This window comes from Chryseobacterium sp. S0630, from assembly GCF_024158915.1.
Classification (GTDB): Bacteria; Bacteroidota; Bacteroidia; order Flavobacteriales; family Weeksellaceae; genus Chryseobacterium.
The window spans coordinates 1-7,734 of record NZ_JAMZGF010000103.1; the positions used below are offsets into that span (position 1 = coordinate 1).

Annotated in this window: 7 protein-coding genes; 3 read left to right on the top strand and 4 right to left on the bottom strand. The window is 35.7% G+C overall.

The genetic code is table 11. The features are described 5' to 3' along the window. Positions 1-240: 240 nt before the first annotated feature. A complete protein-coding gene (locus NK356_RS23750) occupies positions 241-879 on the bottom strand; it encodes an MBL fold metallo-hydrolase (RefSeq protein ID WP_034695035.1) in 639 nt (212 codons plus the stop codon). 70 nt (positions 880-949) lie between these two features. Here NK356_RS23750 and NK356_RS23755 point away from each other — a divergent pair, with 70 nt between their 5' ends. Both NK356_RS23755 and NK356_RS23760 read left to right on the top strand, forming a co-directional pair. Beyond that, on the top strand, positions 950-2,167 hold the full coding sequence (locus NK356_RS23755; RefSeq protein ID WP_034694948.1) for a DUF5103 domain-containing protein: 1,218 nt from the start codon (positions 950-952) through the stop codon (positions 2,165-2,167). A gap of 354 nt (positions 2,168-2,521) precedes the next feature. Continuing rightward, a complete protein-coding gene (locus NK356_RS23760; protein ID WP_051934294.1) occupies positions 2,522-4,474 on the top strand; it encodes a M4 family metallopeptidase in 1,953 nt (650 codons plus the stop codon). Positions 4,475-4,553: 79 nt separating this feature from the next. Here the strand turns inward: NK356_RS23760 and hemH are convergent, their stop codons facing one another. From hemH to NK356_RS23775, 3 genes are read right to left on the bottom strand one after another with little or no spacing between them, the layout of a single operon-like run. Continuing rightward, the gene (gene hemH / locus NK356_RS23765; protein WP_034694949.1) at positions 4,554-5,582 is read right to left on the bottom strand and encodes a ferrochelatase; all 1,029 of its coding nucleotides are present in this window, start codon (positions 5,580-5,582) and stop codon (positions 4,554-4,556) included. 15 nt (positions 5,583-5,597) lie between these two features. Next, positions 5,598-6,125 carry an NADPH-dependent FMN reductase gene (locus NK356_RS23770; protein ID WP_253318217.1) on the bottom strand — a complete coding sequence of 176 codons (528 nt, stop codon included), beginning with the start codon at positions 6,123-6,125 and terminating at the stop codon, positions 5,598-5,600. A 10-nt stretch (positions 6,126-6,135) separates the two neighbouring features. Beyond that, positions 6,136-7,014 (bottom strand): iron-sulfur cluster biogenesis protein NfuA, encoded by an 879-nt coding sequence (locus tag NK356_RS23775; protein ID WP_034694953.1) that lies wholly within the window; start codon positions 7,012-7,014, stop codon positions 6,136-6,138. Between the two features lie 162 nt (positions 7,015-7,176). Here NK356_RS23775 and NK356_RS23780 point away from each other — a divergent pair, with 162 nt between their 5' ends. Beyond that, a complete protein-coding gene (locus tag NK356_RS23780) occupies positions 7,177-7,713 on the top strand; it encodes a gamma carbonic anhydrase family protein (RefSeq protein WP_034694954.1) in 537 nt (178 codons plus the stop codon). Positions 7,714-7,734: the final 21 nt, after the last annotated feature.

A 7,734-nucleotide genomic window follows, 5' to 3' on the forward strand; every position in this document is an offset into this window, starting at 1 on the left:
AGCTCCGGAGGAGCGACCTGTTAATTATGTTTAAATTTTATTTTTTGAAACATTAAGGTTTATAATTAAGCATTTGAGTGTATTAAGATAAGTTTCGCTTTAAGCTTAAAAATCAGAATGATTCATCTTAACTATTCTTTATTACTTAAATCCTTCTTAATGGTTAGCTATATAAGTATTTTTAAATAAACTTAAATCATTTCATCTTAAAGGAATCTGCATGAGGTTTAAATAAATCGCTTACTTCAAAAATGGATTATACTGTTTTTCAAAGCCAATTGATGTAGGATTTCCATGTCCTGAGAAAACCTGAGTATCATTATCCAGAATGAAAAGTTTTGATTTAATCCCTTCAATCAGCTGATCATAATTTCCTTTATATAAATCTGTTCTTCCAATACTGCCTTCAAAAAGGACATCACCGGAAATCATGAATTTCTGATTGTCATTATGATAAACAACACTTCCAGGAGAATGTCCCGGAACATGATATATTTTGAACTTTTCTCCATCCAGATCAAGTTCATCCCCTTCCTTTATATATTCTACCTCCACTTTTACAGGATTGATCTGCATTCCGAATCTCATCCCGCTTGCCTGAAGCATATCCAGTACTTCCTGGTCTTCCTGATGCATATTGACAGGTACGTTAAATTTGTCAAAAGCCCATTGAAGTCCTAATACATGATCAATATGAGCATGGGTCAACAGAATTTTCTGAATCTTCAGTCCTTTTTCAGCAATGAAGTTTTCAATAGCCTGAGTTTCCTGAGCATTCATATTTCCCGGATCAATTAACCAGGCATTTTTATTTTCGTTATAAAGGATATAAGTATTTTCGCTCGCAAAGTTGAATACGAAACCTTGAATCTGAAGCATATCTGAATATTTTTTATTCAAAAATACGATATTATTAAGAAAATGGCTATTTTTCGCTATCTTCGTCATAATGAAAACTTTGCGAATACTCTTACTTTCTTTGGGCGGACTGGTTTTTGGACAAAATATCCAAAGTGTTCAGCTGTTCAACCCTCAGACCAATGATGAAACCCCTGTAATTAAGATTGGCGAACAGCTGGTTCTGGGCTTTGATGATCTTACCAACGGTAGTCAGATCTATAGGTATACATTCAAACATTACGACAGAAATTGGAATGAAGATAATCTGTTTTTTACAGAATTTGCTACCGGAAGTATGAATGCACTTCTGGATCAGTTTCAGTATTCTTTCAATACATTACAGGCTTACACTCACTATAAACTCGTTTTTCCGAATGATAAAATTCAGCTGAAAGTTTCAGGAAATTATGAACTGATTGTTTATAAAGATTCTGCAGACCAGCCTCTTTTCAAAAAAAGGTTTTATCTGGTAGAAGATGTAACATCCGTAGGGTTAAATATTTCGAGATTTGCGGATGCAAAAAATCCGAATCTTAATCAGAGGGTAGAAGTGAATGTTTCTCCGAAGGGAGGTGATATTTCTTCTAATGTCAATTCAATCACAATGAATGTGATGCAGAATAACAACCCGAATATGGTGATTTCTAATCTTAAGCCAAGCAGTGTTTTAGGAAATCAGGTTCTTTTCCAGCAGATGAATCTTACGTTCCCGGGAGATAATGAGTTTTATTATTTCGATAATAAAAATATGAATATGGCCGCTGATATGGTTCGTGCTACCGAAATAAAAGATGATGTCAATCAGACGTATCTTCATCCGGTATGGGCATTTCCTTTAAACTATCAGTATCAGCCCGATGTCAATGGAGCATGGTATTACAGAAGAAACGATTTGGGAAGAGAAAGAGATGCAGAAAGAGAAGCGGATTATTCGTGGGTGCATTTCTATCTGGATTCTGATCCTGTGGATAAAGAAATTTATGTGCTGGGAGGATTTAATAATTTTAAACCCAGTAAGGAAAATCAGATGCAGTATAATGCTTCTACCAAACAATATGTGGCAAAAATATTCCTGAAACAAGGTTTTTATAACTATGTTTTGGTAACAAAAGATGGAAACGGTTTGAATTTTGGGGAAGTGAATGGTAATTTCTGGCAGACAGAAAATCTTTATCAGGCATTTCTTTATTATGCACCGTTCGGAAGAAATTATGATGGTTTAATGGGATATGGAGAATTCAGAACACCGATTGCCAACAAACGGTAAGTAATTATAATTTAAAATATACATAAAAAATAGGGCTGTCTCTTAAGATAGTCCTATTTTTTTGTCCATATTGAAAAGAATTAATCTCCCAAATCTTATATTATGACTAATTTTTTCATAATATAATGCACTACATAGTGAAAAAAAATAATTCACAAAATTTTGATTTTAATTAATTTTTTTAACATAAAATTTATATTGTTGAAAAATTATATTTAAATAATTTTCTTTTTTTTAAAATCATCATTGTGTTTTATTTATTGATTTATAATATCAATTGAATTTTATTCATTGTTTTTGTTGTTTTATTGTGAAAAGTTTATAAATTCGTCACCACAATCAACCAATATTAATATGAAAACGAAATTTATCTTAGTGGCAAGTGTTGCCGCCTGCTCCTTTGTGTTTGGACAAAACACTCCATCGAAATTAGTTCCGGGTAAAAGCGGACTACATGCTGAATTTATGAGATTTGAAAAAAATGCACCTGCATATCAGGGAACTCCTGTTTTATTTGACGAAGCTTCTCAGAGACTTTCTCCAGGACAAGCTCGTAAACTGGGGCTGGAAAAAGATGCATTAGGTTTTGAAACTCAAAGATTTCAACAGACCGTTAATGATATTCCTGTAGAATACGGAATGATGGCGGTACAGACAAAAGACGGTAAAATTGTAGGACAATCCGGAAAATGGGTTGTTAAAGTTCCGAAAGGGCTTGAAAAAAATGCCGGTCTTGCTGAGAATGCAGCATTACAGAGTGCTTTGTCATTCGTAGGTGCGGATTCCTATAAATGGAAAAATAAAGAAGAGGAAGATTTTCTTAAAAAAGAAACAGGCGATCCTAATGCAAGCTATGCTCCTAAAGGTGAATTAGTTTACTATTCAGATCCTGATGACGACAGACTGATTGATTTAAGATTAGCTTATAAATTCGATATCTATGCTGAAAAACCATTAAGCAGACAATATGTTTTTGTAGATGCTAAAAATGGAAAAGTACTGGGAGTAGATGCTATTATTCATGAAGTGAATAGCCCTGGAACAGCAGTGACAGGATATAGCGGAACCCGTAACATCACTACAGATTCTTATAACGGAAGCTACCGTTTAAGAGAAACAGGAAGAAATGGGGGAACTTCTGTAGAAACTTACAACCTGAAAAAAGGAACAAGTTATGCTTCTGCTGTAGACTTCACAGATACTGACAATAACTGGAACAATGTCAATACCAATAAAGACCAATATGCTACCGATGCGCATTGGGGAGCAGAAATGACAGTGGATTATTTCTATACAAAATACGGACGTAAGAGTATTGATAACAATAATTTTGCTATTAAATCTTATGTTCATTATTCTACCAACTACTTCAATGCATTTTGGGATGGTTCCAGAATGACTTATGGGGATGGAAGCTCTACAACGAACGGAGGAAAGCCTTTAACAGCAATAGATGTATGCGGTCATGAAATTACACACGGATTGACTTCTAAAACAGCGAATCTTGCTTATCAGAGAGAATCCGGAGCATTGAATGAAGGTTTCTCAGATATCTTCGGAAATACCATTGAGCGTTGGGCAAGACCTACTCAGGCAAGCTGGACACTGGGAGAAGATTTCAACTACGTGATCAGAAATATGGCGAATCCAAATGCGTACAGCCAGCCAGATACCTATATGGGAACCTACTGGAAAACAACTACAACTTCAGGTTGCGTTACACCTAGCCAATCTAATGATTATTGTGGAGTTCATACCAATTCAGGTGTCCTTAACTTCTGGTATTATCTGTTAGTTACAGGAGGTTCCGGTACGAATGACAAAGGCTTTGCATACAATGTTTCAGCAATCGGACTGGACAAAGCCGGAGCAATTGCTTACAGAACATTAACGACTTATCTTACTTCTTCTTCTACATACGCTAATGCAAGAACTTATTCTATTCAGGCTGCTACCGATTTATACGGAGCAACCAGCAACGAGGTAACTCAGGTTAAAAATGCATGGAATGCTGTAGGCGTAGGTGGTGGAACTTCTCCGGCAGGAAAAGTGGCAGCCACAGATACAGCGCTGTACACTATAAGTCCAAACCCTGCAACAGACAGATTTACCATCAGCTTTGACGGAAAATCAGGGAAAGGAATTGTAGAATTGGTAAGTCTTACAGGTAAGAAAGAAATTTCTGAGAAAGTAGAAATAACTGATGGGGTGAATAAGCTGAACATCCAATTGCCTTCCAATATTCTTCCAGGAGTATATATTGTACTGGTAAACGGAGAGAAAGCAGGAAACCTTATTAAAAAATAGCACCAAACTTTTTAATATATTCAACGAAAAGGCCGCAAGTTAATTCTTGCGGCCTTTTGTATATTTTAAGTAAAGAAGGTTATACCAAATAAAAATCATTCAGTTTTTCTTCACAAAGCGTTTTTACAACTTCAATCCATCGGTCTTCATCATTCAGACATGGAATGTAATGGAAGTTTTCACCTCCACCATGCATAAACTGCTCTTTCCCTTCTACAGAAATCTCTTCCAGAGTCTCAAGACAGTCGGAAACGAATGCCGGACATACAACAGCCAGGTTTTTTATTCCCTTTTTGCCAATGGTCTCCAGGGTTTCGTCTGTATATGGCTCAATCCACTTGTCTTTTCCTAATCTTGACTGGAAAGAAACAATCGTTTTCTCTTTAGGTAAATTCAATTTATCAATGACAAGCTGTGTCGTTTTATAACATTGATGACGATAGCAGAACTGATGACTTGGATTATCCTCTCTGGAACAACAGTCATTAAGGTTACAGGTCTTCGTAGGATCTGTTTTATAAATATGTCTTTCCGGAACTCCATGATAAGAAAACTGCAGGGCATCAAAATTTTCAGGAAGCTTCTCTTTTATACTTTCTGCAAGGCAGTTGATATAAATATCTCTGTTGTAGAAAGGCTGAATGTAATTGATCTTTATAGCTGGAAAATTCTTTTTTCTCACTTCTTCTGCTTTTTCAATCACGGTTTCCGTGGTACTCATTGCATATTGAGGATATAGTGGAAAAAGAACAATTTCAGTGACTCCCTGATCAACCAGTTTCCGGATACCAGCTTCAATGCTTGGTTGTGCATATCTCATTCCGATTTCCACAGGAACATCTACCACTTTCTGAAGTTTTTTCTGAATTTGTTCAGTAATCACAATCAGCGGAGAACCTTCATCCGTCCAAACCGTTTTATAGGCTTCAGCAGATTTTGCAGGTCTTGTTTTCAGAATGATTCCCTGTACAAGAAGTGCACGAAAGATCCAACGGTAATCAATCACTCTTTCGTCCATCAGAAACTCATCAAGATATTCCTTTACGTCGTTTACAGAAGTTGATCTCGGTGATCCGAGGTTGACTAGTAAAATTCCTTTCTTATTCAATATTCTAAATTTTAATTATGAAACAGAGCTTTTAAAATCTGTTACTAATTTTAATACTTTGGCAAAGGTATTACTTTCCAGTAAGCCATTGCCGTCAAATTTGCCTTTTATCCCTTTTATTAATGTCTGATGTTTATCATCTGCTACCGCTCCAAGAGTTTTTAAAATTAATAATAACTCTTCGTTACCTCTTTCTCCACTGGCAGAAGCGGTAATTACAGCAACAGGTTTCTCAGAAAATATTGTTGTGGAAACACACCATTCCAATAAATTTTTTAATCTTCCCGGGATACTGAAAATATATTCCGGTGTGGAAAAAATGACACCTGCTGAGTTTTTAATATCCTCTCTGATTTTCAGAACTTCTTCCGGAGTATGATCATCCGTTAATGCCGTATCAAAATGCGGAAGAACAGAAAGATCAGTATATATTTGGAAATTTTTATTGTCTATCCTTTCCAATACCTGCTCCATCAGTTTCTGATTGCTGGAGTTTTCAGAAGCACTTCCTATAATGATTACAATTTTCTTTCCGGGAGGCATTTTAACTGTTTTATCCGTTTACGGCTTCCACTCTTTCTACTAAGTCCGGAACGAATTGTTTTAAAATATTTTCAATTCCGTTTTTCAAAGTAGCAGTAGAACTTGGACATCCAGAGCATGCGCCCTGTAGAAGCATTTTAGCTGTTTTACTTTCCTGATCATATTCCATCAGAGAAATTTTTCCACCATCATTTTCCACAGCAGGAGCTACATATTCATTTAAAATGTCAGAAATTTTCTGCTCATCCTCTGTATAATCTCTGTTGATAATTTTTTCAACTGGATTTTCATGTTTCTGAGGTTCTATTTTTGAAATTTCACCTCCGTTCTGAAGATATTCGGCAATAAGCGCACGAACAGTCATCATTACCTGGTGCCATTCTACAGAATTATTTCTTGTAACCGCTACAAAGTTGTCCGAAATGAAAACTTCCGTTGCAAAATCAAACTCTTTAAAAATAGCCAGCGCCAAAGGAACTTCCTCAGCAGCTTCTTTCGATTTTACTTCCACAAAACCATCCATCAGTAATTTGCTCGAAACAAATTTCATTACATTTGGATTCGGAGTCATTTCAGCATAAATCTGATACATTTCTTTTTTCTTCTGAAGATAAATTCTCGGGTTGGCCAGTAATTCATCCTCAATTACATTTTTCAGACTTTCAGCAACATGTTCCCATTCTATGGTATCCTGTTTTGCTACTGCTACAAAATTAGCGGTAATGAAAACTCTTTCCACAAAAGGATAATTGAAAAGTTCCTGTGCTAAAGGAATTTCCGAAATATCTGAATTTCTGTCCAGTTCTAAAGACCCTGGGATGAGATTGTAATCTGCTACAAATTTCATCACTTTTGGGTTTTCAGTTGGTTCTATAAGTACGGTACGCATTTTTTCGTTAAATTTGAGATACAAAAATACGCATTAGAAGTTAGAAGCTGAAAATTGAGAGTTAGATTTTTGCTATCACTGTAATTTAGAAGTTAGATATCAGAAAAGATAGTGTATTTTAATTTTCAATTGGGCACATTTTCACATTTTCAAATTAATATTATGGCACTAATAAAACAGCTTTTAGGAAAAGCACCACAGATCGGAGAGAATACTTTTTTAGCAGAAACTGCAACTATTATTGGCGATGTTACAATGGGAAAAGACTGCAGTGTCTGGTATAATGCAGTGATCAGAGGTGATGTTCACTATATCAAAATGGGTGACAAAGTGAATGTTCAGGATAATGCAATGTTGCACTGTACGTATCAGAAATATCCTTTGAATATCGGGAACAATGTTTCTATAGGACATAATGCCATTGTTCATGGATGTACCATTAAAGATAATGTACTGATTGGGATGGGAGCTATTGTGATGGATGATTGTCTGGTAGAAGAAAACTCTATTGTAGGAGCAGGTTCTGTAGTGACTCAGGGAACTCACATTAAATCCGGAGAAGTTTGGGGAGGAGTTCCTGCAAGAAAAATCAAAGATATCAATGCCCAGTTACTGGAAGGAGAAGTGAACAGAATTGCAGATAACTATGTGAAATATTCATCATGGTATAAAGAGAATGTGAAGGATCATCAATTTTAGGATATTAAGTGAATAGTGAAT